This window comes from Novosphingobium sp. FG137 (assembly GCF_057809735.1).
The window spans coordinates 354,668-379,383 of record NZ_JBMDKN010000002.1; the positions used below are offsets into that span (position 1 = coordinate 354,668).

The window sequence follows — 24,716 nt, forward strand, 5'->3', positions numbered from 1 at the left end:
TCGAGGGATGTTTCAGGCTATCCCCCGCCCTTAAGTGTCAGAGATTCTGTGCTTCGTCGCGTCGGGCGGGGCGGCGGGCCGCCTTAGGCACCGGAGTCCGCAGGATACCGGGCCTCTCGAAGGATGGAGGAGCCGTCAGGCCCCTCCATCCGACCTTTGCGCAGTCGGGGGGGAGTCTGCGCATCGAAAGGTTTTCCCGGCTAGATCAGAAGTTGATCGATGCCTGCACGCCGAAAGTGCGCGGCGGGTTGAAGTTGGCGTAATCCCCCAGCACGCCGGAATAGTTCAGCGAACCATCGTTGTTCACGGTCGGGGCGCTGTTCGCGTTCGAGCGGCGATAGATGTGGTCCTCGTTGAAGAGGTTGCGCGCCCAGGCGCTGATCGTCGCCTTGGTGCCGTTCGTGGTCAGCGGAATATCCGCCAGCGCCAGCCGCGCGTTGACGATGAACGCCGATTCCGTCTGCACGTTCTCGTTCTGGAAGCTGTAGGTCGGATCGGAATAGTTGGCATCCATGTGCAGCATCACCGCCATGCCGCCGGACCCGATCGGCAGTTCATAGTCGAACGAACCCGATGCGGCGTTCTTGGGCGTGTAGACCGTGAACACCTGATAGGGGATCCCGAACAAGGGCCCCGCCAGCGGGTTCGGCGTCGCCGGCACCTTCACATCGGTATAGGCATAGCTCGCGCCCAGCGTCAGGCCCGCCATCGGCTTTACGGTGAGTTCAGCCTCAAAGCCCCGGATCGGCGAATTGCCCGGCGCGTTGGCGGTTTCCTCGGTGTGCTTGTTGAAGAACGGATTGGGCGTCACGCCGTCGCTGAGGAACCGGTTGGTATCCACGAAGTCGAAGTCGATCTGGGTGCCCTTGCGGTCCATGATGTACCCGGCAAGGTTCAGGCGCACGTGGTGATCGAAGAAATCGGTCTTTGCGCCGATTTCGTAGGACTTCACCGCTTCGGGCGCGAACTGGCGGAACGAGCCCGAGCGTGAGTTGGCACCGCCCGCGCGGAAGCCGGTCGAGTACTTGGCGTAGAGGTTGATCCCCTCCGCCGCGTCCCATGCCAGCGTCACCATCGGATCGAACCGGCTGTTCTTGTAATCGAGGTTGCCGCCAAGGAACGGCGCGTTGTTGATCACCGTCAGCGCGCCCTTGCGGGTCTCGTGCGTATAGCGCCCGCCAGCCGTCAGGTGCAGCACATCCAGTCCGGCCGGTGTCCATGTCGCCTGCCCGAACGCGCCATAGCTCTTGCCCACGGCCTCGCTGTCACGCTGGATGAACCAGTAGGCCCGGTCCCAGCCCTGATTGCCCGAGGTGATCGGCGCGTTGGGATTGGCCGGAACCTGATTGACGAAGGTGTAGCCGGTGCCATCCGCGTTCCACTGCATCGGGTTCGGCGTCGCCGCGCGTTCGTTAACATGCTCGTTGAAGTAGTACCCGCCGAGCACGAAATCGATCTGCGGAATGCTGCCGACGAGCTGCAACTCCTGGCTGAACTGGTGCTGGAACAGCTCGGACAGGCTGTAGCGGCCAAACTGGCCGTTCGGCGCGAACGTGCTGCGATGCGCACCGGCCGAACCGTCCCACTGGTGCGTCTCGACCCCGCGCCACGCGGTGATGGAGCGCAGCTCGATGTCGGGGGTCAGCTTGTACTTGATGTTCGCGCTGAAGCCGTGCGTCTCGTCGATGCTGGGCTGCTGGATCACGCCGAGGTCGGCGACCGACACGCGGTGGTTCCCGCTCACCTGCACCAGCGGTGCCTTGGGGGCGATGCAGGGGGCGCTGCCCGGGCACACCAGCTTGCTGCCGACGAAGCTGCCGACATCGTATCCGTTCGGATTGAAGTTGATCAGCTGGCTGTAGAACGGCGTGTTCTCGTCCTTCGCCTGATCATAAGTGAGGTCGACCGTCAGGCCGTCGATCGGCTTCCACTCGCCGGCAATGCGGCCGCCCACGCGGTTGTGGTAGTTCCAGCCGTACTGGCCGCTGGCCGGGTTCTTCGTGGTCGCGTCCTGATGATCGATCAGGCCGTCCACCTTCACCGCGAAGTTGGCAAACGCCGGCAGGTTGATGTGGAACGCGCCGTTGTACGAACCATAGTTGCCCACACCGGCCTCAACGCGCCCGCCGAATTCGCCCGTAGGTGCCTTGGTCACGATGCTCAGCGCGCCGCCTTCGGTGTTGCGGCCAAACAGCGTTCCCTGCGGCCCGCGCAGCACTTCGATCCGCGCAACATCGAACAGCGCGGCATTGAGCCCCTGCGAGCGGCCAAGATAGACACCGTCGATATAGACGCCGACGCCCGGCTCGCGCGCCACCTGGTTCTGGTCGAACGGCACGATACCGCGGATGCCGACCGTCAGCGCCGACTGGCGGGCTTCGAACGTGGCGACGCGCAGCGAAGGCACGCCGCCATCGGCAAGGTCCATCAGGCTCTGGACATGGCGCTTTTCGACAATGTCGGCGCCGATCACCGAGATCGAGATGGGCGTCTTCTGGAGGTTCGTCTCGCGCTTGGTGGCGGTGACGACGATCTCGGTCAGGCCCGAGCTGGTGCTGCCTTCAGCAGCGGGTTGGTCGGCTGGCGCGGGGGCCGCAACCGGCGCGGTTTCGGCCGCATGGGCGGAACTCGCCAGCGCCAGACCGGAAGCAGCCAGCATGAGCGTCCATGGCTTGCAGATCATCATTCGTAAGGTCCTCCCTGGAAACGGGCGGAGCCGCAATGATCGCTGCCCCATGCACCGTCTGACCGGGGCGGACTTGACTTTAGTTAGTTACAGAACCGAGACATATTACAGATTTTTGATTAACTTTTGTACATGTCAACCTCATCACGCCAATCCAGGACGCCTGTCGGTCAATGCGCGTTGCGAGCCTTCACCCGATGGCCTCAGGCTGGTTTCGATCCGCGATCGCCCTTTGGCCTTCGCCAGAAACAGTGCCAGTTCGGCCTGCTGGACGGTGTTGTCTGCCGATAGCGAGATCCCGGCGATGCCGACGCTGGTCGAAACGGCGTAGGTGCCGCCCAAGGTCGCGCGTCCCGCCTCGGCAAAGGTTTCCACGATCGGCGCGCAGGCTGCCGCCGCCGCCTCAGGCAGGAGTCCCGGCATGATCACCCCGAAGCGCTCACCCGATACGCGCGAGATGATGTCGTCGCTGCGCGTCATCGCCCGCAGCAGCCCGGCGAAAGCCACCAGCAGATCATCCCCCGCATGCTGCCCGAAGCGCATGTTCAGCCGCATGAAGTGATCAATGTCGAACAGCGCAAGCGTGGCCTGGTGCGGCTTGGAAACCACATGGTCGAGCATCGCGACGAAGGCGATGCGGTTGGTAAGGCGAGTCAGCGGATCGGTGAACTCGGCAGCGAACAGCCGCTCTTCCAGCGATTTGCGCTTGGCGATGCAGCGCATCACCACCAGCGCGCCATCGATCCGGCCGCTCTGATCGGACATCGGCCTCACCTGAAACTCGAACCACCGCCCCTTGCGCTCCTCGCGGGCCGCGCGGATTTCAAGCCACGCGTCGCTGCCCTGCCCGGCTATCGCGAAGCGGTGTTCCTCTTCGATCAGATCACGGTAGTCGGGGTGAACAAGGTCCCGCACATGGGGCCCGATCAGCATCGCCGGCAGCGCCAGACCAAGCTGTTCAAGCGCTGGCGAGGCGGCGAGCACAAAGCCCCGGCAATCGGTCTTGAGGATGATATCCGTCGAACGGTCGGCCAGCAGGCCATAGGCCGCCAAACGTTCTCTCGTCGTGAATTCCGCCCGCATGCACCCTTGCCCCGTCAGGACCGCACACCCGGCCGCGCAGCCAAGACCCCCCTGACCCGCCCGAGCGAAACGATCGCCTCAATCCATGATCCGCCCCCTCGTGAGCGGGCGGCCAAAGTTAGGCGAGTTAGCTAACAGGACTAATTTTTGGCCGTTAATTCAATTAGATAACGGCGAATCATCACGATGAAAAGTGGTTAATTCAGGGTAAAGCGAGTCTTTCGTGCACTCCCGCGCCTAAAGCTCGATCGACACTTTCACCCGCGCCGGATCGACGCCAAACGCCTCGGCAACCACCTGGCGCGCCTGGTTCAGCGCCTGCGCCAGCGCATCGCCATCGCGCCCGGTCAGGAGTTCGTCCTCATCCACCCCGAGCAGCTTGGCGAGCGCGGCGATTCGTTCGGGAGTCGGCCGCGTCTTGCCTTGCTCCCACGCCCAGACCGTCGGCTTGCTGACATTCACGAGCGCGGCCAGCGCTTCGAGCGTCAGCCCCTGCTCCTTGCGCAACCGCGCGATCCGGACCGGCAACGTATCAGCCGACTCGCTGGGGGGGGCCTTGCTGATTACCCTTGAGAAGAGTTCCAGTGTGCCCAGTGCGCTCGCGGGCAGCGGCGTTTCGAACCGGCACCCATAGAAGCTCTCGCTTATCCAGACGACATGGGCCGCGGCATTGCCAACTTCGGGCAAGGCCAGCTCGATCCGTTCGTCCTCGGCCAGCAGAACGGCGCTTTCGATCAGCAGTCCGGTGGTCGAGATGTTGTGGATCAGCACCCGCGCTGTCTCGCCGGAGGCGGTGGAACCTTCCGATTCCAGCCGCAATTGCCGCCGCGGAGCGCGCGGGCGCTGCGGATCGAACGGAAGGTCTTCGAAATGGGCAGGGATCGGCATGATGGGGGGCATTCTCCTCGTGCCCAGATCGCTGCCAAAGCCGTTAAGATCGGGTTACCGGCGCAGCGCCATGCGGTGCTCCGGGCAAATATTCCGGCATAATCTCTGCGTCAGGCTCACGCTTGCAGACCCGGTCGCCACAGAAAAAAGCCCGGAACCGCACGCAGCGGCTCCGGGCCACAGTCAGGCATTCCAGGGGGGAGCGGGAACGCCTCAGGGGAAACAGGCAAGGCGCCTCAGCCGATGCCGCAGGCTTTCAGCACGGCGGCGCCAAGATCGCTGAGGCCAACCTCTCGCGCGGCGGCGCCCAGTTCGATCGCGGCGGAGGGCGCTTCGGCCACCATCGCGGTCGCACGGTCCTGCACCAGAGTATGCTGCCCCGCGTCGCGCATCAGTTTCAGGCCGCGCGCGCCGTCGGCGCCCATGCCTGTCAGCACCGCGCCCACCGCTGGCACGGCACCGCGCGCAATCGAGCCGAACAGGAGGTTCGCCGAAGGCCGCACGCCGTCCACCGGATCGCGCTCCATCAGGCGGATGCGCGCGGGCTGGCCGGGTTCCACCACCACGTGGCGATCGGGATCGGCGGCAATGTGGATCGTGCCCTGCGCCAAGTTCGCGCCGTCCCTGGCCGCGCGGACGTTGCACTTGAGATCGGTATCGAGCCGCTTGATGAAGGTCTCGACCACCATCGGTTCGGCCTGCAGGCACACCACCGTCGGCGGGCAATTGGCGGGAAACTGCGAAAGGATCGTCGTCAGCGCGTCGATCCCGCCCATCGAGGCGCTGAATGCCGCAATATGGCCGTTCCACGCGAAGGGCACATCAGCCGTCGCCTTCTGCTCCGCCCGCGCCTTGCGGTCGTGGACGTTGCTGTTCGCGGCGGCGAGCACGATCTTGCCGAGCTTGCCCACCGTCTTGCTGAACTGTTCCGGCGTCGCTTTCAGCGGCTTGGGGAAACATTCCACCGCGCCCAGTTCATAGGCCTTGAGCGAGGTTTCGGTCCCCGCCTGCGTGAGGCTGGAAAGCATCACCACCGGCAGCGGATTGGTTTCCATGATCTCGGCCAGGAACTCGATCCCGCTCATCCCCGGCATCTCCACGTCGAGCGTGATGACATTGGGTTTGAGTTCGGCGATCTGATCGCGCGCGGCGCCGGCATTGGCCGCTACACCCACGACGCGGACGTTCTTCGCCTCGTCGAGGATATCGGAAAAGAGCGCGCGCATCGCGGCGGAATCATCGACCACGAGGACCCGGGCTTCGTGCATGGGGAGGCTGACCTTCCTGTTGGCGCGCCGCCAGTGGGCGCTGCTTGAGCGGGTTGATACCTTCCAGTCTCCCTGAAATTTCTCCTCGCGCTGTTAGGTATCTCACCTTAAGTCCCGGGCAAGGCGACCTTTGCCGCTTCCCCGCTAAGCCAGCGGTGAAAGCGTGCCCCCGGATGCGGGGCCAGCGAGGGAAGCCGCCTCTATGCCAACGATCACCCTGCCCCCCCGGTGCGACCGCGCCGCAGCCGAGGCCCTGCTGCCTGAAATGGTGGCCGGGCTCGGCTCGGGCGCGCTCCATATCAATGCGCGTGATTGCACCCAGATCGGGCAGGCCATGCTCCAGCTCCTCGTCAGCGCGCGCCGCACCGGCGATGGCGCGGTGATCGAGCCTTCCGCCCACTTGCGCGAAACCGCCCGCCAGCTCGGTCTCGAAGCCGAACTCTTTGACGGAGGTCCGGCATGACCTCCGAGGAAATCCAGGCCATCTTCTTCGCCGAATGCGAAGAATCGCTGGCAGCCGCCGAATCGGGCCTCGCCGCCTGCAAGGCCGGCACGCAGGACGGCGATACCGTCAACGCCGTGTTCCGCGCGGTCCACTCGATCAAGGGCGGCGCAGGTGCATTTGGCTATGTCGCGCTTCAGGCCTTCACCCACACGTTCGAAACGCTGCTTTCCGATGTGCGCGAAGGCGCAGTCCCCATCACCGAGCCGCTGGTCGACCTCCTCCTGCGCGCGCTCGATACGCTGAGCGATCACGTCGGCGCCGCGCGCGGCCTTGCCGAAGTGCCCGATGACGTCGGCCTCCTCGCCGAACTGACCGCCGCGCAGGCAGCCAATGCAGGCGCATCTCCGTCCCCCGCGCCCACCGCGCCCGCCGCGCCCGAACCCGTCGCCACCGCCCCCGCTACCACCTCCGCAGACGAAGACACCGGCGGCGATCCCTTCGATCTCGATGCCATGCTCGATGACATCACCGGCGCGATGGATGCCCCCAAGCCCGCGCCGGACGCTGCCACCGCTCCCGCGTGGCTGCTCAAGGTCCGGCCCCACGCCGGTGCCATGCGCAATGGCGGCGAGCCGCTGCTGCTCCTGCGCGAACTCGCCGCACTCGGTGCGCGCTGCATCGAATGCGATTGCGGCGCCGTCCCCCCGCTCGATACGCTCGATCCCGGCACCGGCTATCTCGGCTGGGCATTCGCGCTCGATGCCGATGTGAGCGAAGCCTCCGCGCGCGATATCTTCGAATTCGTCGGCGATGATTGCGGCCTTGCCATCGGCAGCGATGCGCCGATGCCCGCCGTGCGCCCCGCCCCGCCTCCCGCCCCGGTGGCCGCCCCGGCCGCGCCTGCCCCCGCCGCCGCGCAGCCTGGCGCCGCAGCCACCCCGGCCGCCGCCCCCCCTGCCCCGCCCGCGCCCCCCGCGCTCGGCCAGTCGATCCGCATCGAACTCGGCAAGCTCGACAAGCTGATCGATGCGGTCGGCGAACTCGTCATCGCGCAGGCGATGATGGCACAGCGCCTTGCGGGCGATGGCCTCGCGGTGAAGGAAGAACTCACCATCCTCGAAGGCCTGACGCGCGATATCCAGGAATCGGCGATGTCGATCCGTGCCCAGCCGATCGGTTCGGTGTTCAGCCGCGTGCCGCGCATCCTGCGCGAGCTCACCACCTCCACCGGCAAGCATGTCCGCCTCGAAGTCTCGGGCGAAAGCACCGAGCTCGACAAGACCGTGATCGAACGCCTCGGCGAACCGCTCACCCACCTCATCCGCAATGCGGTCGATCACGGCATCGAAAGCGCCGAAGCGCGCATCGCCGCAGGCAAGCCCGCCGAAGGCACGCTCACCCTTTCCGCCGAGCACCGCTCGGGCCGCATCCTCATCCGCATTGGCGATGATGGCGCGGGCATCAATCGCGAGCGCGTCTTTGCCAAGGCCGTCGAAAAGGGCCTCATCGCCCCCGATGCCCAGCTCTCGAAGGAAGAGATCGACCACCTGATCTTCGCCCCCGGCTTCTCCACCGCTGCCACGATCACCAATGTCTCGGGCCGCGGCGTGGGCATGGACGTGGTGCGCCAGAACGTGAAGGAACTCGGCGGCCGCATCACCATCGACAGCGAGCCCGGCAGCGGCACCACCTTCACGCTCACCCTGCCGCTCACCCTCGCCATCTCGGATGGCATGGTCGTCAACGTCGGCGATCAGACGCTTGTCGTGCCGCTCGCCAACGTCGTCGAAAGCCTGCGCCCCACGCAGACCGAAGTGCAAGGCCTCGGCGCCCACCGCGCGATGATCAACGTGCGCGGCAAGTTCATTCCCGTCCTGCCGCTCCACGCCGCTGTCGGCGCGCAGGGCGCGATCGAGCAGGCGCATGAAGGCGTGCTCATCGTGGTCGAAACCGAAGGCGCCGGCCGCGCCGCGCTTCTCGTCGATGCGATCTGCGATCAGCGCCAGGTCGTGATCAAGAGCCTCGACACGCACTACCGCTCGGTCGAAGGCGTCTCGGGCGCCACCATCCTCGGCGATGGCATGGTTGCGCTCATCGTCGATGTCGACAGCTTGGTCGCGCGCAGCCTTTCCGGCCAGAGCCCCAGCCCCTTGTTGGCCGAGGCGGCATGAGCGCCACGCTCGCCCTTCCCGAAACGCTGCCCGGCATCAGCCCCGGCGTTTACAGCGCGGCCGATTTCGCTGCGGTGAGCGAGATCGCGCACCGCGAGGCAGGGATCGTGCTCGCCGAAGGCAAGGCGATGCTGGTCTATTCGCGCCTCGCGCCGCTGGTGCGCGATTCGGGCTGCGCCACCTTCGGCTCCTACATCCTGCGCATCCGCGAGGACGCCGCCGAGCGTAACCGCGCGATCATGGCGCTGACCACCAACCACACCTTCTTCTACCGGGAGGCGCACCACTTCGAGCATTTCGCAAGCGCGGTCCGCCCCGGCCTGATCGAAAACCTCGCACGCGGCGGCAAAGCACGGCTGTGGTCCGCCGGCAGCTCGAGCGGCGAGGAAACCTGGTCGCTGCTGATGACCCTGCTCGGCTCTGATCGCGCAGCGGGCGATCGCATCGCGCGCGGCGATGTGCGCCTGCTCGCCAGCGACATCGCCGCGCACGCGCTGCGCAAGGCGGAGGCCGCACGTTATCGCACCGAAGAGCTCAAGGCCGTGCCCGAGGCGCTCACGCGCGCCTGGACGGTGCCCGGGGGCGAGGAAACCGAAATCGCCCCCACCGTGCGCTCGCTCGCCCGCTTCCGCACGCTCAATCTGCTTGGCCAGTGGCCAATGCAGGGCAAGTTCGATGTGATCTTCTGCCGCAACGTGATGATCTATTTCGACAATCCCACCAAAGAGCGCCTCGTCGCGCGCTTTGCCGAAGCGCTTGTTCCCGGCGGCTGGCTCTATGTCGGCCACAGCGAACGCGTGACCGGTCCCGCCCTCCAAATGCTCGCCACTGCGGGCCCCACCATCTATCGTCGGAGCGAGGCATGAGCCGATCAAGCAAGCCGATCCGCGTCGTGATCGTCGAGGATTCGCCAACGATGCGCGCCATTCTCCAGGCGCGGTTCGAGCGCGAGGACGATATCGTCGTCGTCGGCGCGGCGGCCAATGCGGCGGAAGGCCGCCAGATGATCCGGGAGCTCGATCCCGATGTGGTCACGCTCGATGTCGAGATGCCCGGCATGAACGGGCTCGATTTCCTCGAAAAGATCATGGCGCTGCGCCCCACGCCCGTCATCGTCGTCTCCGGCTCCACGCACGAGGGCGCCGAAACCACCGCCCGCGCGCTCGCGATCGGCGCGGTCGGCTGCTACGCCAAGGGCGGAGGCTCCAACGGCTACGCGTTCGATGACGAAGGCAAGCTCGCCGATCTCATCCGCGATGCCTCCAAGGTGCGCTTCGTCACCCGGCCTGCACCACCTCCCCCCACGCCGCCGCGCACCTCGACCGCGCCCCGCAGCCCGGCGCTGATCGAACGCCCGCGCCTGATCGCTATCGGCTCCTCCACCGGCGGCGTGGAAGCGCTGCAGGTCCTGCTTGGCGGCTTTCCCGCCGATTGCCCGCCCACCGTGGTCGTCCAGCACATTTCCGCACGCTTCGCCCCCGCCGTCGCGCGCACGCTCGATCAGTCCTGCCCGCCGAAGATCGTGATGGCCGAGCCGGACCTGCCGCTGCTCGATGGGCACGTCTACATCGCGCCGGGCGATGACCGCCACTTCTCCGTCGGCGGCCGCAGCGGCCATCTCTACCAGCGCCTGCGCCGGGGAGAGCCGGTGTCCGGCCACCTTCCCAGCGTCGACGTGCTGTTCCATTCGGTCGCCGAAGTGGTCGGCGCCGGTGCGGTCGGCATCCTCCTCACCGGCATGGGCACCGATGGCGCAGAGGGTCTGCTCGCGCTCGCCCGGTCAGGCGCGCGCACCATCGCGCAGGACGAGGCGACCAGCACCGTGTTCGGCATGCCGCGCGCTGCCATTGCGCTCGGCGCCGCCGGGGTTGTCGCGCCGATCGGCACGATCGCCCGCCACGCCTTCAGCAAGGCGGCCTGATCCGATGTTCGAACGCCGCATCCTCGAATCCCTTGATCGCCCGATCGAACGCGTGACCGTGATGCAGGGCCAGGCGCTGGTCAGCTGCGATTTGCAGGTCGAATTCTCGACCGTGCTCGGCAGCTGCGTTGCCTCGTGCCTCTATGATCCCGAAGCGCGGGTGGGGGGCATGAACCACTTCCTGCTGGCCGAGCCGCCCGCCGGGCTTGCCGGCACCACCGCCGTCGATGAACACTACGGCGTCTATCTCATGGAATTGCTGGTCAACCAGATGCTGGGCATCGGCGCGCGCAAATCGCGCCTGCGCGCCCACCTCTATGGCGGGGCCAACGTCAACCGCAACATGATGCGCATCGGCACCGCCAATGCCGAGTTTGCGCAGGCCTTCCTCCAGCGCGAAGGCATCATCGTGATGCGCGAGGACCTTGGCGGCACCAACGCCCGCCGCGTCGATTTCCGTCCGGCCTCCGGCCAGATCCGCTGCCGTACGGTCGAGGATCGCCTCGCCCCGCCGGTCAATCCCACCACTCGTCCGGAACGCGCGTCCGGCGATGTCGAACTCTTCTGATTGCAACAAGCGAGCCCCAGCATGACCCAAACCACCCGAATCCTGACTGTAGACGACAGCCCGAGCATGCGGGCGCTGCTGAACCATGCCCTCTCGACGCAAGGGTTCGAGGTGGCGCAGGCCGAAGACGGCCTCGCCGCGCTCGATTGGCTCGCGCTCAACGAGGTCGATGTCGTCATCACCGATATCAACATGCCGCGCCTCGATGGCTTCGGCCTGATCGAGCGCCTGCGCGAAGGCACCCGCCATCGCGACCGGCCGATCCTCGTGCTCACCACCGAAAGCTCCGACGAGAAGAAGGCCCGCGCCCGCGAAGCAGGGGCTACCGGCTGGATCGTCAAGCCTTTCGATGCCGCAAAGCTCGTCGCTGCGGTGCGGCGCGTCGCGCACTGATCCCCTTCGCTCCCAAGGAACCCCCACGATGATCCGCGAACTCATCACTTTCGAGGTCGAGGGCCAGGTTTTCGGGCTCGACATCATGTCGATCCGCGAAATCCGCGCCTGGACGCCAACGACACGCCTCCCGCGCGTGCCGCATTATGTCGCGGGGGTCGTCAACTTGCGCGGCACCGTGCTCCCGGTGGTCGATCTCGCCGCCCGCCTCGGCTGGCGCGCTACCGAGCCGACGCCGCGCCACGCGATCATCGTCACGCAGCTTGGCGCCCAGGTCGGCGGCTGGATCGTCGATTCGGTCAGCGACATCGTCACCGTGCCCGATCAGACCCTGCAGGCCCCGCCTCCGGGTGTCGGCAACGATAGCGTGGTCCCCTTCCTCGAAGGGCTTGCCGCGATCGAGGACAAGATGGTGATGGTGCTCAACCTCTTCGCGCTCAGCGACGGGGCGCAGCTCGCCGCCGCCGCCTGATCCCGCATTTGTCCTCCATCAAGGGAAACGCCGCAATGGCCTCCACGGCCCCCGCCAATACGGCCTCGCATCGCCAGATCGCGCTGGTGCTCGAGGAACTGTCGCAGGAAGTCGAGGCGCTCGGCGCTTCGCTCTGCGGCGATATGGACGTGGCCATGCGGCACATGGACAGCCTGCAGGCCATCGATCTCATCGCGCAGAAGCAGCGCAGCCTCGCCAAGTTGCTCCACGCCGATTGCCTCGAAACCGAAGTCGAACGCATCGGCCTCGATATCCTGCGCGAACGCATGCGCCTGCTGCGCTGAGCACAAAAAATAGGGACAGTCCCCATTTTTCGCAGTCCCTATTTTTCGATGTCCCGGCGCGAGACGGCCGAACGCCGCAACACAATTGGGTTTGCCATTCTCGCGCGCTTCCGCACAATGCAAACGGTCGCGAAGGAAATGCAGCAAACATGGCGGTCATCGCAGTCTACAGCGTGAAGGGCGGCGTCGGGAAAACCACTCTGGCGGTCGACATGGCCTGGCGCGCCGCCGCCTGTTCCCATCATGCCACGCTGCTCTGGGACCTGGATCCGCAAGGCGGCGCGGGCTGGCTCCTCGGCTTGCCTGACCGCGCCGAAAGCAACGCCGCCGCTGTGTTCCGCAAGGACAACAAACCCGCCGATCTCATCGTCCCCAGCCGCTATCCCGGCCTTGCCGTGCTGCAGGCCGATGAAAGCATGCGCAGTCTCCCCGCCACGCTCGCGCGCATCGGCAAGCGCAAGCGCATGGCCCGCACCGCAGCCCTGCTCTCCGCCGATTACGCCCGGATCATCGTCGATTGCCCGCCGGTGCTGAACGAGATCAGCGATCAAGTTTTCGCCGCCGCCGATCTCCTGATCGTGCCGCTGCCGCCCTCACCACTCTCGGCGCGCGCGCTGCCGATGATCCAGGCCGAAATTCTCGAGCGTCACCCGCGCCATCCGCCGATCCTGCCGGTGCTCTCGATGTACGATGCCAGGCGCAAGCTGCACCGCGAAGTCCACACCGGCTTTGCCGCCGGCTGGCCGGTGATCCCCATGGCCAGCCAGATCGAGCAGACCGCAGCCCGCCGCGCACCCATCGGCACCTTTGCCGCATCGAGCGATATCAACGCCCGCCTCCAGCGCCTGTGGGACGGGATCGAAGCCAAGCTTGCGATGCAGCAAGCGCTCAGTTCATGAAGGCGTCCAGCTTCTCGCCCGCCTCGATCCAGCGCGCTTCCGCCGCCGCAAGCTGATCCGCCACCTCGCGCCGCTGGCGCCCCAGCTCGGCCATGCCCAGCCCGGCCAGATCAGCCGCCGGCTTGCCGGCACCTGCCAGCGCCGCATCGATCGCCGCCAGCCGCGCTTCCGCCTTGCCGACCGCGCTTTCGGCCTCGCTCACCGCCTTTTGCAGCGCCTTCATGTCCTCGCGGCTCTTGGCACCGCCCTTGCCGGAACCCTTGCCACCCTTGCCCGCATCGCCCTTCGGCTGGTTCCGCCCCAGCACGAAGTCGATGTAGTCCTCGATGCTCCCCGGATAGTCCTTGGCCGTCCCGCCATCGACGAGCACCAGCCGGTCCGCCGTCAGCTCCACCATATGCCGATCATGGCTGATCAGGATCACCGCACCGGCATAATCATTCAGCGCCTGCACCAGCGCCTCGCGTGCATCGACATCGAGGTGGTTGGTCGGCTCGTCGAGGATGAGCAGATGCGGCGCATCGCGCGTCACCAGCGCCAGCGCCAGCCGCGCCCGCTCGCCGCCCGATAGCGTCGCGGTCTTCGATTCGGCGCGAGGACCGGAAAAGCCGAAGCGCCCCAATTGCGCCCGCACCGCCGCCGGGGTCTTGCCCGGCATCGCCCGCGTCATCAGCTCCAGCGGTGTCGAATCCGAAGGCAGTTCCTCCACCTGATACTGCGTGAAATAGCCGATCTTGAGCTTGCCCGAAGCGGTCATCCCGCCTTCGCTCGTTGCCAGCTGGCCCGCCAGCAGCCGCGCCAGCGTGGTCTTGCCATTGCCGTTGCGCCCCAGCATCGCGATGCGGTCGTCCGGATCGATGCGCAAGTTGAGCCGCCGCAGGATCGGCTTCTCCGCGCTATAGCCCGTCGCCGCCAGATCGAGCGTGATCAGCGGCGGGCGCAGTTCATCAGGATCGGGAAATCCGAAGCTCAGCGTCGGGTCTTCCATCATCGCGGTTACCGGCTGCATCTTCGCCAGCATCTTGGCGCGCGACTGAGCCTGCTTGGCGGTCGAAGCCCGCGCCGAATTGCGCGCCACGTAGTCCGCCAGCTTCTTGCGCTGTGCATCCTGCGCGGCCTTGGCCGCCGCCATCTGCGCCGCCCGCTCGGCCCGCTGCCGCTCGAACGCATCAAACCCGCCCGCGTAGAGCGCGATCTTGCCCCCCTGCAGATGCAGGATCGTATCGACCACATTGTTGAGCAGATCGCGCTCGTGGCTGATCACCACCATCGTGCCGGGATAGCTCTGCAAAAAGCTTTCCAGCCACAGCGTCGCTTCGAGATCGAGGTGGTTCGAAGGCTCGTCGAGCAGCAGCAGGTCGGGCGCGGAAAACAGCAGCGAGGCGAGCGCCACGCGCATCTTCCACCCGCCCGAAAAGCTGTCGAGCGGCATCGCCTGCATCGCCTCGTCAAAGCCCAGCCCGATCAGGATGCGCGCCGCCCGCGCATCCGCCGTATAGGCATCGATCGCTATCAGCCGGTCATAGACGGCCCCGAGCCGGTCAGGGTCCTCGCAGCTCTCTGCCTCCGCCATCAGCGCCGCGCGCTCGGTATCGGCGGCCAGCACCGTCTCGAACGGCGTTGCCGCCCCCGCCGGGGCAGACTGCGCGATATAGCCCAGCCGCGTGCGCTTGGGCATCTCGATCGCGCCGTCGTCGGGCTCAAGCTCGCCGATGATTGCCTTCATCAGCGTCGATTTGCCCGCGCCGTTGCGGCCGATCAGCCCCACCTTGGAGCCCGGCTGGATCGTCGCACTGGCGCGGTCAAGAATGGTGCGCCCGCCCAGCCGCACGGTGAGGCCCTGAATTGTCAGCATGGCGCGCCCCTAGCAGGCCAGGGCTGTGCGCGAAACCCGGCGAGTAAGAAGAAGAGGGTTTCGCGCAGAGAGCGCAGAGGCCGCAGAGACGCGGAGGGGTTGTGACGGCGGCGAAGCCGCTCTCTTGCGGATGACGGTGTGCGAAACGCGTCATCAGGATCCGAAAGCGGCTTCGCCGTGATCACTCCATCTCTGCGCTCTCTGCGCTCTCTGCGCGAAACCCCTCTCCGCGCCTCTGCGCGAAACATCCTTCCCTCCCCGACTTTCCTCCGGAAAATCAGCCAGCCCGCAGCCGCCCGCACTGGACTTCGCCATGCCCCGGCGTACATGCAAGCGAACCATGTGGCAGATTTATCAATTCCCGCTGTGCCCGTTCAGCCGCAAGGTGCGCCTGCTCCTCGCTGAAAAGGGCGTGGCCTATGAACTCATCCGCGAAAACCCGTGGGAGCACCGCGACGAGTTCGGCAAGCTCAACCCGGCGGGCCGCACGCCCGTGCTGCACAACCCCGAAAAGCAGATCACCCTGATCGACAGCCGCGCGATCTGCGAATATTTCGAGGAAACGGTCGACAAGGCCCCGATGATCAACGGCACCGCCGCCGGCCGCGCCGAAATCCGCCGCCTCGTCGCGATGTTCGATGAAAACTTCTTCGCCGCCGTCACCCAGCCCCTGCTGGAAGAGCGCATGAAGAAGCGCCTCGTCTACCGCCAGTCGCCCGATAGCCGCGTGCTGCGCGATGCGATGCGCCTCGCCAACGATCACCTCTACTACATCGACTACCTGATCGATAACCGCCCCTGGCTCGCGGGAAGCACGATGAGCCTCGCCGATCTCACCGCCGCCGCGCAGATCTCGGTGGCCGATTACCTCGGCGGGATCGATTGGTCGCTGCACGAACAGGCCGCCAGCTGGTACTCCGTGTTCAAGAGCCGCCCCAGCTTCCGCCCCCTCCTCACCGAACGCATGGACGTGATCCAGCCGCCCTCTCACTACGCGGATGTAAACGCGTAAGTCGGGCCAAAATCGATCGACAAGATGCCTGACAACGCACGAGCGGCGTGGTAATCACACGCCAATGCTCGCGCAGTTGCTTTCGCCGCCCTATCTGCCGTTCGCGCTCGCCTTTGTCGTGATGATCGGCATCGGCCTCATTGAAGCTTTCGGGCTCGGCCTCGGGCATCTTGATCTCGGCACCGATATCGATGGCGATGCGCATGTCGGCCTGCTCGATTGGCTCGGACTGGGTGAGGAGATGCCGGTGCTGATCTGGCTCACCTCGCTGCTCGCCTGCTTCACGCTGGTCGGCCTTGCAATCCAGCAGACCGCGGGCTCGCTTGCCGGATCACCCCTCCCATGGTGGATGGCCTGCGCGGGGGCCATCGTCGCCGCAATCCCGCTCAACACCGTGGCCGCCAATGGCCTCGCGCGCGTGATGCCCGGGTTCGAGAGCACTGTGGTCTCGGCCGACGATCTTGTCCGCCTGCGCGGCACCGTTCTCGAAGGCACCGCGCGCCGCGATGCCCCCGCACGTACCAAGGTGGTGGACGCGCACGGCCAGGCCCATTTCATCCTCGTCGAACCGCACGACGCATCCGAAGCCATCGCGGCGGGAGAAACCGTGCTGGTCGTCCGCCGCGAAGGCCCAGTCTATTTCGTCCTGCCCGAGCGCAATACCCTTCTGCGTTCGATCTGATACACCACACCGCTCAAGCAAACCGGAGCTGACCGTGCCTGATTCCCTGATCAATATCCTGATTTACGCCGGCATAATCCTGCTCGCGTTCGTGGTGATCGGGATCATCCTCACCCGGCTCTACCGCCGCGCGACCAAGGACGTCGCGCTGATCCGCACCGGCTTCGGCGGCGAAAAGGTCGTGCTCAACGGCGGCATCATGGTCATTCCCGTGCTGCACGAACTGATGCAGGTGCGCCTGACGACGGTGAAGCTCGAAGTCTCGCGCCTCAACAAGGATGCGCTGATCACGCTAGACAAGCTGCGCGTCGATGTGGTCGGCCTGTTCCACATCAAGGTGAAGCCCGATGCGCAGTCGATCGCCGCCGCTGCGCAGACGCTGGGCGATTCGGTCAACAGCCCCGATGCGGTGAAGTCGCTGCTCGATGGCAAGCTCGTCTCGGCGCTGCGCTCGGTCGCCGCAACGATGACGATGGAACACCTCCACGCCAACCGCGCCGATTTTATCCAGAAGGTCCAGGAAGCGCTGATGACCGATCTGGATATGAACGGCTTCCAGCTGGAATCCGTCAGCATCACCCATTTCGACCAGACCGCGTTCGAACATTTCAACGAAAACAATGCCTTCGACGCCGAGGGCCTGACGGTACTGACCCGCACCATCGAAGAGCGCAAGAAGATCCGCAATGATATCGTCGCCACCAACCGCGTGGAGATCGAGCAGCGCAACCTCGAGGCGAACAACCAGTCGCTCGAAATCGCGCAGGCCGCCGAGCAAGCCCGCCTGAGCCAGGAGCAGACGCTCGCCGCGCTCAGGGCCGAGCAGGCGACCGCCATCGCCACGGCAGAGGCTGAGCAGACCCGGCTTGCCGAGATCGCCCGCATTACCGCGCAGCAGGCGCAGACCGTCGCCCAGACCGAGGCGGACAAGATCATCCAGACCGCCACCATCGCGCGCGATGGGGCGATCCAGACTGCGACCATCGAACGCGACCGCACGATCGAGATCGCCCGCATCACCACCGCAGTGCAGACCGCGCAGAAGTCGGAAGAAGAATCAACCGCCACCGCGGCGGCCAACGAAGCGCGCGCGCTCGCAGTGCGTGCGGAGGAAAGCGTTGCCACCGCCAAGGCGACCGAAATCGCCAACCGCAACAAGAACGTGGCCGTGATCGCCGCCACGCAGCGCGCACAGGAAGAGGCCGTCGGCATCACGGTTTCCGCCACGGCCGAAAAGGAAGCCGCCGAAGCCCGCGCCGCCGCGCTGCGTACCGAAGCCGCCGCTGCCGCCGAGGCCGAGAAGCTGCGCGCCGATGGCCGTGAGGCCGCGTTCCGGGTCGATGCCGCGGGTCAGGCCGCGCTGAACGAGGCGACCAATCTCCTCGGCGAAGCGCAGACCAACCTGCTGCTGCGCAAGGCCATCCTCGAAGCGCTGCCTGCCATCATCGCGGCGGCCGGCAAGCCGATCGAGAATATCGACAAGATCAGCATCGTCGATGCGCGCGGCCTCCACGGCAATGCGGCAACTGCCGAGGGCGGCAGCGAACCCGGCAATCTCGCGGACGCGGCCGTGGCCGCCGCGCTCCGCTACCGCGTGGGCGGCCCGCTGATCGATCAGCTCCTCGGCGAACTCGGCATGAACGGTGCATCGATGGGCGGCATGCTCGCCGGCGGCGCCGCACTCGAACCGGCCCCTTCAGCCCCAACGAATCCCGACTGAGTCCTCACCCGGAACCAAAGTTCGCCAGATTTAGCCGCCATCAAGCGCAACGCATGGCTCCCGTCGCAAAGAGCCACAGCGCAATCTCGTTCCCCTCGCGAAAGGTCTGGCCCTCCGTGAAATTCCCCGTCATCTGCCTTGCGCTCGCAGCCATCGCCGCTCAGCCCGCACCAGTCTGCGCCGAAGCCGCTGCCCTGCCCGGATCAGCGCCCGGATCAATGAGCGTGGCCACCTTCCTCGCCAAGGTCGAAGCGCTGAAAGCCAAGGGCCTGATGGCGGCGTTCTCGTCGGATGTCGGCCTGCTCAAGGGCGAAGTCACCGGCTCTGCCCAGGCTTTTCGCCGCCAGCTCAAGGCAGAGGCCGCCACCGGCAAGCCCAGCGCCTGCCCGCCAGAACGCGCCGCTCTCAACAGCGACGAGCTCATCGCGCATATGCAAAGCTATCCCGTTGCTGCGCGGCCCCGCATTCCGGTTTCGGCAGCAGTCGGTGATCTCTTCCGCAAGCACTTCCCCTGCCCGGCGCGTTGACCGTTCCCCCTCTCAAGGCGCAAACCCGTAAGGCGTGAACCGCTCCGCTATCTCCGCATCGACTGCCTTTGCCGCCGCAAAGTCCGCCTCCGCCTGCTTCAGCTTCTCGGCATCCCCGTTCGCGGCGGCGCGCCGCGTCCAGCCGCGCATATAGAGCGAGGCCGCCTGCTTTGGTGCCTTGGCCAGCGCATCGTCATAGTCGGCCAGTGCTCCGGCAAGGTCGCCCTGCCGCACTTTCACCATGGCCCGGCTATCGATGAAGGCGGCAATCGGGCCATTGCGCTTGATCGCGCTGTTGCAGTCGGCCAGCGCCTTGGCGAGTTCAATGTTGGCGAGTGCCCGACTGTAGCAGCGCGTATTGAGCAGATTGCCCAGTTCGTTGTCGCTCTTGTGCAAGGCGATGATCGGGTCGATCAGCGCCAGCACACGGTCTGCCCGGTGGAGCCGGTCGAACAGCGCCACCGCCGCCAGCCGCTCGAGCGAGCCTTCGTGATAGCCGGCCAGCGCCGCTTCCGCATCGGCCAGCGCGCCTTTCTCGTCGCCCTCCCGCAGACGCAGGAAGCCGCGCTGGATCACCAGATCGGCGTCATTCGGTGCCAGCGCGATCGCCTTGTCGAAATCGGCCCGCGCCCCGGCATCATCGCCAGAACGCCACCGCGCATTGGCCCGGCTCTGCCAGTACGCCGCCTTGCCGGGTTCGAGCTTGATCGCCTGGTCATAATCCGCGCTCGCGGCCTTCCAGTCCCCGCGCGAGGCGCGGGCGCTGGCGCGCTGGGCAAAGCCTGCCGCGTCCTTGGGCGCTTCGGTGTTGTCCATACCCCAGCCGCCCTCCGCCCGCGTCGAACGTGCACCGATCTCGCCATCGGTCGTCATCGAGAAGATCGGCCCGCCGTTGTATGTCAGAAAAACGTGCCGCCCCGCCGGTGAGACGAACAGGCGGTGCGAGAGGAAAAAGTCCACCCCCACCAGCACATCGTAGTTCGGGCTGTCCCCCTTGTTCTCGATCACGCGGATCGGCGTGTTGCGGATTTCCTCGCCGCCGATCCCGAAGGTCTTCAAGGTCACGATCCAGGTGCGGCGATAGCTCTTGCCGAAGCCCGATGTGGATTCCGATTGCACCACGCCGGGCGCGCTGAAATCGATGCCGATCCGCTCGGCAGCGGAGCGATTGAGGTAGCTCGCCGTGGCACCGGTATCGAGCAGAAGCGTGACCGGTTTGCCGTTGATCTCGCCCTTCACGCGGATGTGGCGATCGAGCTCGTTATCGGATTTGAACATGTCCGCCATGGCGACGGGCTTGCCCTCGGCCCAATAGGCCAGGTTCACGTCTCGGCAGTCCTTGGTCTGGATCAGGTTCACGTGGCCATTGGCAAGATCGTACTCGGTATCGAAGGCTGAAAGAATGTTCTGCCCGATCAGGGCGTTGCCCGCATCGCTGCCGCCGACAAGGAACTCCAGGTTCTTGAGCTCCTGCCCCACGATCTTGAACGATTTGACCGTGGTCACTCCGGCAGTCGCATCGCCGCCGATGCCGCTGATATAGAAACCGGGCGGCATGCTCGTCGTCTTGAGCCCCAGTTCGGCCGCCCGCGCCTTCGACATGATGCTGTAGAACGCCCCGCTGTCGAGCCAGAAGTTCGTCGTCCTGCCGTTGACCTCGACCGGGACAGTCGCGCGCGGCCCCTCCATCGTCACCGGAAGCCGCGCCACCATGCCAACCGTGCACTTGGCGAAAACCGGCTGCGCCAGACCGCACAGGCCTGCGATTGCTAGGCCCCAAAACATACGCCCGATCCGCTGCACCGCTACCCCCGGACAAGATTGCCGAACCATCAGGTCGCCCCGGCGCAGGCTGCCACACTTGGCCGCCTAGGATAAGCCCATTCCGCTCCATGATGGCAGCTTCACGGGATGCGGGGGTGCGCGGCGCTTTCCTACATCGCGCATATCTGCGACTCTCGGCGGTCAGCTCCCCTTCAGCGAGATCAGCCCCAATGCCCGGAACCGCAGACACACGTCCGCTGCCTTTTAATCGGCCCAGTCGATCAAAAGCGTGAAACTGATCGAATGCAGTTATTCCTCAGGACAGTGTCAACTGTGTCAACCGTAAGGAATCCCGACAGGCCATGCCCGCCGGCTGCGGCAATCGATCAGGCTGCCTTGGTCCGCGTCCCGAATCGGCCATGCTTGCGGAAGCGCACCATCCAGCGATCGAGGAAAAGCCCCAGCGGCCGCGCCTGCACGCCCAGCTCGGCAAGGCCCGGCAGCGTCCCGCTCGCCACATTGCCCTGGCGCAGCAGGGTCCACTGGTCAAGGCTCATCGGAGCGCCGGGCAGCCAGCCGGTCAGCGCGGCAAACGCCGCCGAGATGCCGTCGGGCAGTTCGAGGAACCGCGGCGAACGGCCAGCCGCCTTGGCGATGCGGCGGTTGAGATCGCCGATGGTGATCACGTCCGGCCCGCCCAACTCGAAGGTCTTGCCCGCAAACTGCGCCGGAGCCGCCAGCGCATTGCCAATGGCATCGGCCACATCGTCGACAAACACCGGCTGGAAGCACGAATCGGCGGCGAACACCGGCATGACCGGCGCGCTGGCGATCAGCCCCGCGAAAAGATTGATGAAGGCGTCATCCTCGCCGAACACGACCGAGGGGCGCAGCACGACTGCTTCGGGAAACGCGGCGAGCACCGCCACTTCACCCGCCGCCTTGCTGCTGGCATACCCCACCGAAGATGCCGCATCGGCCCCGATCGCGGAGACATGGACGAAGGCCTTGGCCCCCTTGGCCCGCGCGATTTGCGCGATCCGGCCCGCGCCGCTCCCCTGCACCGCGTCGAGCTTGCCCTTGAACACGCCGACAAGGTTCACGACCGCGTCGCAGCCGGTCAGCGCGACTTCGAGCGTATGCGGCTTGGTCACGTCGACCGCCACGAGCTGGATCTTGCCCAGCCCGCCCAGCGTCTTCAGCCGGTATCCGCGCTCGGGATGCCGGCTGCACACGCGCAGCCGCGCACCGCGCGCCAGCAGCGCCTGAGCGACATGCGTGCCGATGAAGCCGCTGCCGCCCACGAGCGCGATCAGCTGCCCTTCGAGATCGTGCGCGATGTCCTTGCTCATGCGTCGGGTTCCATTTCCAGTCCGCGCGCCCCTTGCCACACCCGCGCCCTCCGGTTCAATGGTTTACGTGCAAATGCAAACCCCCGGTTGACTCGCGCCAGACCGTGCCTTATCGGCGCCCTCCTACCCGGCGAACGGCGCACTTGTCGCTCGCTACCGTGCCCAGATGGCGGAATTGGTAGACGCACCAGCTTCAGGTGCTGGCGCTCGCAAGGGCGTGGAGGTTCGAGTCCTCTTCTGGGCACCATTTTGCCTTCCGCGGCGGTCCGCGGAAGGTTGTTAAACCCCTCAAAAACTGCGATAAATGGCACTCCGGCCTCCGCCGGGGTTCGCTGCTGTTCACCGCATTCCGGTGACCATTGGGGGCCAAGAAGGGGGCCAATCGTTTCAGCACCAGTTTGTGGCCCCCAAGACCATGCCTTTGACCGATGCCAAGATTCGCGCTCTCACACCTGGCGACAAGCCCATTAAGGTGGCCGATGAAAAGGGTCTGTTCCTGCTCGTTTCCCCTGCCGGCGGGAAATCCTGGCGACTGAAGTACAGGATCGGAGGCAAGGAGGGAAAACTCGGGCTTGGCCGTTATCCCGATGTATCACTCAAGGAGGCCCGCAGGCGCCGGGACGAAGCTAGGCAGAAGCTGGCCAACGGTATCGATCCAAGCGAGGAAAAGAAAGCCACCCAAGCTGCGGCTGCGCTGGCTGCCGCAAACAGCTTCGGCGCGGTGGGGGTTGAGTATCTCGACAAGATCGAAAAGGAAGGCCGAGAGGCGGTCACCATCAAAAAGTCGCGATGGCTCCTTTCCCGATTTGGCGACGCCTTCAATGATAAGCCATTGGACAGGATAACACCCAGCGACCTTCTCGCGCCGCTAAAGGTGGTCGAAACTGAAGGGCACTATGAAACCGCTCGGCGGATGAAATCGCTGGCAAGCAGGATCTTCAGGTATGGCGTTGCTACGGGCCGCGCGACCTCTGATCCCTCCACCCTGCTAAAGGGGGCCTTAGTGGCCCCCAAAGTAAGGTCCCACAGCGCAATTCTGGCCCCAAAGAAAGTCGGCCAGCTTCTGCGCGCCATCGACGCATATGATGGGCAACCTTTGACCAGGCTGGCTCTACAGCTGACACCACATGTGTTTGTCCGACCGGGAGAACTGCGTCAGGCCGAATGGCCGGAATTCGATCTGGAGGCCGGAAAGTGGACCATCCCAGCCGAAAAGATGAAAATGCGGCGCCCTCATGTCGTGCCATTGTCAAGACAGGCGATTGACCTGCTCAAATCAGCCCACGTACTGAGCACCGGGCAAAAATATGTATTTTCATCACGCTTCCCAGGGACGCGCCCGATGTCAGAGAATACGATCAATCAGGCACTACGGCGCATGGATTACTCCGGCGAAGAAATGACGGCCCACGGCTTTAGGGCAATGGCCAGCACATTGCTGAATGAGTCAGGAAAATGGAGCCCGGACGCCATTGAGAAGGCCCTTGCCCACGACAACAGCAGCACCGTGCGTGGGACCTATCATCGGGGCGAACATTGGGTAGAACGTGCAGCTATGGCTCAATGGTGGTCGGACTACTTAGACCAGCTTCGCGCTGGTTGAGAGCAAACGAGCGGCACCATCGCTACTCATCACACCGGTTTGGTAACAGTCGCGCCCATTATCTTTTCAAGCACTAAGTTGATCAAATGGGCGCCTCTATGAAGGTTGAATTGTACGTCGGCGCACTGTCCCTCTCGTTCTCGGGCGTTAGGCCGCTCTCGAGACCACGTGCATGCTCTGGCTTAAGTGGTTCGGTGCGAAGGTCAGCTGGACGACAAATTACAGCAGTTCCCAGTTGTCACACGAACGTCCGGATCAGACAGGTACTGCCATCAAGCGCGATTAAGTAGTCAGAAGGTAGCCGCGCCTTACATGCCGTTCAATCAATTAACATGGATTCCCGAGATCAGCCTTTCCGGGAATGCGCGACCGTCCCATATCTCAATCTCCGCTTTGGCTAGAAGCCAAGCGCACCAGTAGCGTGGCAGGAAGTGTGCAAAAAGGGGGTGCTGGCGGAGGGAAGCTCGCTCACCTCGGGCGTCGCGGACATTGCGCCCTAAAGCAATTTTATCGGGCTCTGCTTTCCGCAATGGCGGTCGGCAAAGGATTGGATTTTCAGAGCGGATGAAGAACCCGATCGCCCGGTTCGCCGCCTTGGAGAAATGATCCATGACCACCTTGGAAATTCTGCTGCAGGGCGAGGCCATCCAGGATGTGCAGCTCGTCGTGCTCCCGGACGGCGCCGGCCATGTCGAGATCCTCGCGGCCGCCGCTCAGTTCCGCGCGCCCGGTCTCGAGGGCGAGTTCCTGATCTTCGTCCAGGAGAGCGACGCTCCGCTGAAGTTCGGGCAAACTCTGCCGCACCCGCCCCGGGGCGGGCCTCTCGGAGTTCACGTGCATCGCTCGCGCCTGATCAAGGTCGAGACCAACTTCAACGGCCGGACCAGGGATATCAATCTCAGCCCCGCGCGCATCGTCGGCACGGTGAAGACGCTGATTGCGACTCGGCTGTTCGGCATGACACCCCATGATGCCGCCGAGCATGTGCTCCAGGTGTCGGGCACGACCGACCGTCCGGACATCGACACCCATCTAGGCACCCTCGCCCATCATGGGCGGGTCTGCTTTGACCTGGTTCCCCTGGTTCGGGTGGAGGGCTGAG

23 protein-coding genes and 1 tRNA gene are annotated in these 24,716 nt (G+C 65.4%); 16 read left to right on the forward strand and 8 right to left on the reverse strand.

All coding sequences use genetic code 11. The annotated features are described in order from the left end of the window. Nucleotides 1–205: 205 nt before the first annotated feature. The 4 genes from ACODS2_RS07440 to ACODS2_RS07455 form a co-directional block, all read right to left on the reverse strand. Nucleotides 206–2,686, reverse strand: a complete 2,481-nt coding sequence (locus ACODS2_RS07440; RefSeq protein WP_488998241.1) for a TonB-dependent receptor — start codon at nt 2,684–2,686, stop codon at nt 206–208. A gap of 144 nt (nt 2,687–2,830) precedes the next feature. Beyond that, nucleotides 2,831–3,769 (reverse strand): GGDEF domain-containing protein, encoded by a 939-nt coding sequence (locus ACODS2_RS07445; RefSeq protein ID WP_488998242.1) that lies wholly within the window; start codon nt 3,767–3,769, stop codon nt 2,831–2,833. Between the two features lie 237 nt (nt 3,770–4,006). After that, complete coding sequence (locus tag ACODS2_RS07450) at nt 4,007–4,657, reverse strand: helix-turn-helix domain-containing protein (RefSeq protein WP_488998243.1); 651 nt, start codon at nt 4,655–4,657, stop codon at nt 4,007–4,009. A 236-nt stretch (nt 4,658–4,893) separates the two neighbouring features. After that, the gene (locus ACODS2_RS07455; RefSeq protein ID WP_298166765.1) at nt 4,894–5,925 is read right to left on the reverse strand and encodes a chemotaxis protein CheB; all 1,032 of its coding nucleotides are present in this window, start codon (nt 5,923–5,925) and stop codon (nt 4,894–4,896) included. Between the two features lie 202 nt (nt 5,926–6,127). Here ACODS2_RS07455 and ACODS2_RS07460 point away from each other — a divergent pair, with 202 nt between their 5' ends. The 9 genes from ACODS2_RS07460 to ACODS2_RS07500 all read left to right on the forward strand — a co-directional run bounded on the left by ACODS2_RS07460 (nt 6,128) and on the right by ACODS2_RS07500 (nt 13,099). Beyond that, nucleotides 6,128–6,388, forward strand: a complete 261-nt coding sequence (locus ACODS2_RS07460) for a chemotaxis protein CheX (RefSeq protein ID WP_488998244.1) — start codon at nt 6,128–6,130, stop codon at nt 6,386–6,388. Beyond that, complete coding sequence (locus ACODS2_RS07465) at nt 6,385–8,541, forward strand: chemotaxis protein CheA (RefSeq protein ID WP_488998245.1); 2,157 nt, start codon at nt 6,385–6,387, stop codon at nt 8,539–8,541. The genes ACODS2_RS07460 and ACODS2_RS07465 overlap by 4 nt, the downstream gene beginning before the upstream one ends. Next, the gene (locus ACODS2_RS07470) at nt 8,538–9,407 is read left to right on the forward strand and encodes a CheR family methyltransferase (protein WP_488998246.1); all 870 of its coding nucleotides are present in this window, start codon (nt 8,538–8,540) and stop codon (nt 9,405–9,407) included. Before ACODS2_RS07465 ends, ACODS2_RS07470 begins: the two co-directional genes overlap by 4 nt. Beyond that, the gene (gene cheB, locus ACODS2_RS07475) at nt 9,404–10,462 is read left to right on the forward strand and encodes a chemotaxis-specific protein-glutamate methyltransferase CheB (RefSeq protein ID WP_488998247.1); all 1,059 of its coding nucleotides are present in this window, start codon (nt 9,404–9,406) and stop codon (nt 10,460–10,462) included. Before ACODS2_RS07470 ends, cheB begins: the two co-directional genes overlap by 4 nt. Before the next feature lie 4 nt (nt 10,463–10,466). Further along, nucleotides 10,467–11,030, forward strand: coding sequence for a chemotaxis protein CheD (locus ACODS2_RS07480; protein ID WP_298166755.1), 564 nt, complete (start codon nt 10,467–10,469; stop codon nt 11,028–11,030). A gap of 21 nt (nt 11,031–11,051) precedes the next feature. Further along, nucleotides 11,052–11,423 (forward strand): response regulator, encoded by a 372-nt coding sequence (locus tag ACODS2_RS07485; RefSeq protein WP_054121927.1) that lies wholly within the window; start codon nt 11,052–11,054, stop codon nt 11,421–11,423. A 28-nt stretch (nt 11,424–11,451) separates the two neighbouring features. Further along, complete coding sequence (locus ACODS2_RS07490) at nt 11,452–11,895, forward strand: chemotaxis protein CheW (protein ID WP_298166752.1); 444 nt, start codon at nt 11,452–11,454, stop codon at nt 11,893–11,895. A gap of 35 nt (nt 11,896–11,930) precedes the next feature. Then, on the forward strand, nt 11,931–12,200 hold the full coding sequence (locus ACODS2_RS07495; protein WP_421836939.1) for a hypothetical protein: 270 nt from the start codon (nt 11,931–11,933) through the stop codon (nt 12,198–12,200). Between the two features lie 149 nt (nt 12,201–12,349). Continuing rightward, nucleotides 12,350–13,099 carry a ParA family protein gene (locus ACODS2_RS07500; protein ID WP_488998248.1) on the forward strand — a complete coding sequence of 250 codons (750 nt, stop codon included), beginning with the start codon at nt 12,350–12,352 and terminating at the stop codon, nt 13,097–13,099. Here ACODS2_RS07500 and ACODS2_RS07505 read toward each other — a convergent pair. Further along, nucleotides 13,089–14,954: an ABC-F family ATP-binding cassette domain-containing protein gene (locus ACODS2_RS07505; RefSeq protein WP_488998249.1), complete on the reverse strand. Its 1,866-nt coding sequence runs from the start codon at nt 14,952–14,954 to the stop codon at nt 13,089–13,091. The genes ACODS2_RS07500 and ACODS2_RS07505 overlap by 11 nt on opposite strands. A 340-nt stretch (nt 14,955–15,294) precedes the next feature. Here ACODS2_RS07505 and ACODS2_RS07510 point away from each other — a divergent pair, with 340 nt between their 5' ends. From ACODS2_RS07510 to ACODS2_RS07525, 4 genes are all read left to right on the forward strand, one after another. Further along, complete coding sequence (locus ACODS2_RS07510) at nt 15,295–15,966, forward strand: glutathione S-transferase family protein (protein ID WP_421836936.1); 672 nt, start codon at nt 15,295–15,297, stop codon at nt 15,964–15,966. 64 nt (nt 15,967–16,030) lie between these two features. Further along, entirely contained in the window at nt 16,031–16,648 is a 618-nt protein-coding gene (locus tag ACODS2_RS07515) for an OB-fold-containig protein (protein WP_488998250.1), read from the forward strand. Between the two features lie 34 nt (nt 16,649–16,682). Beyond that, nucleotides 16,683–18,368, forward strand: a complete 1,686-nt coding sequence (locus ACODS2_RS07520; protein WP_488998251.1) for a flotillin family protein — start codon at nt 16,683–16,685, stop codon at nt 18,366–18,368. 116 nt (nt 18,369–18,484) lie between these two features. Continuing rightward, the gene (locus ACODS2_RS07525) at nt 18,485–18,895 is read left to right on the forward strand and encodes a hypothetical protein (RefSeq protein WP_488998252.1); all 411 of its coding nucleotides are present in this window, start codon (nt 18,485–18,487) and stop codon (nt 18,893–18,895) included. A 12-nt stretch (nt 18,896–18,907) separates the two neighbouring features. Here ACODS2_RS07525 and ACODS2_RS07530 read toward each other — a convergent pair whose 3' ends face one another. Continuing rightward, the gene (locus ACODS2_RS07530; RefSeq protein ID WP_488998253.1) at nt 18,908–20,608 is read right to left on the reverse strand and encodes a retroviral-like aspartic protease family protein; all 1,701 of its coding nucleotides are present in this window, start codon (nt 20,606–20,608) and stop codon (nt 18,908–18,910) included. A 437-nt stretch (nt 20,609–21,045) separates the two neighbouring features. Next, nucleotides 21,046–22,011 (reverse strand): complex I NDUFA9 subunit family protein, encoded by a 966-nt coding sequence (locus tag ACODS2_RS07535; protein ID WP_488998254.1) that lies wholly within the window; start codon nt 22,009–22,011, stop codon nt 21,046–21,048. Nucleotides 22,012–22,171: 160 nt separating this feature from the next. Between ACODS2_RS07535 and ACODS2_RS07540 the strand changes: the two genes are divergently transcribed. Next, nucleotides 22,172–22,258 (forward strand) — tRNA-Leu (locus ACODS2_RS07540). Between the two features lie 168 nt (nt 22,259–22,426). Next, nucleotides 22,427–23,614 carry a tyrosine-type recombinase/integrase gene (locus ACODS2_RS07545; protein ID WP_488998255.1) on the forward strand — a complete coding sequence of 396 codons (1,188 nt, stop codon included), beginning with the start codon at nt 22,427–22,429 and terminating at the stop codon, nt 23,612–23,614. A 323-nt stretch (nt 23,615–23,937) separates the two neighbouring features. On the opposite strand, the gene ACODS2_RS07550 is transcribed toward ACODS2_RS07545, so the two are convergent. Then, on the reverse strand, nt 23,938–24,225 hold the full coding sequence (locus ACODS2_RS07550) for a hypothetical protein (protein WP_488998256.1): 288 nt from the start codon (nt 24,223–24,225) through the stop codon (nt 23,938–23,940). Between ACODS2_RS07550 and ACODS2_RS07555 the strand changes: the two genes are divergently transcribed. Then, the gene (locus ACODS2_RS07555; RefSeq protein ID WP_488998257.1) at nt 24,224–24,715 is read left to right on the forward strand and encodes a hypothetical protein; all 492 of its coding nucleotides are present in this window, start codon (nt 24,224–24,226) and stop codon (nt 24,713–24,715) included. The two genes, ACODS2_RS07550 and ACODS2_RS07555, sit on opposite strands and share 2 nt — an antisense overlap. The last annotated feature ends 1 nt before the right edge of the window (nt 24,716 follow it).